Here is a 279-nt window from a genome sequence, read left to right as displayed (position 1 = left end):
TAGGCGGTACTCTACCCTTTAACGCCAGTCATGACTTCTTCCATGACTCGCGTCATTTGTGGGGACGGACCTCAGGTGCTCAGTCTATCTCTCATTGGTCGCCCCGCGCCGCGCGCAATCCACGTCGCCGCACCAGATAGAACGCTGCGGGAATCACCACCATAGAGAGCACCGGTGCGGTGGGCATGCCACCCAGCATCGGCGCGGCGATACGTTGCATGACCTCCGAGCCGGCACCGGCACCAACGAACAGCGGAAACAACCCGGCCAGGATGACGG

At 62.0% G+C, this 279-nt stretch carries 1 protein-coding gene; it reads right to left on the bottom strand.

Annotation, left to right across the window (positions count from 1 at the left end; translation table 11 throughout):
* Positions 1 to 91: 91 nt before the first annotated feature.
* Positions 92 to 279: efflux RND transporter permease subunit (locus KVS69_RS19420; RefSeq protein ID WP_217539579.1), on the bottom strand; the 188-nt coding region annotated here is incomplete at its 5' end.

The sequence above is a fragment of the Stenotrophomonas sp. GbtcB23 genome, assembly GCF_019091045.1.
GTDB lineage: Bacteria > Pseudomonadota > Gammaproteobacteria > Xanthomonadales > Xanthomonadaceae > Stenotrophomonas > Stenotrophomonas rhizophila_A.
The sequence above is the reverse complement of the archived record's forward strand: the minus strand, read 5'-3'. Positions and strand labels throughout refer to the sequence as shown.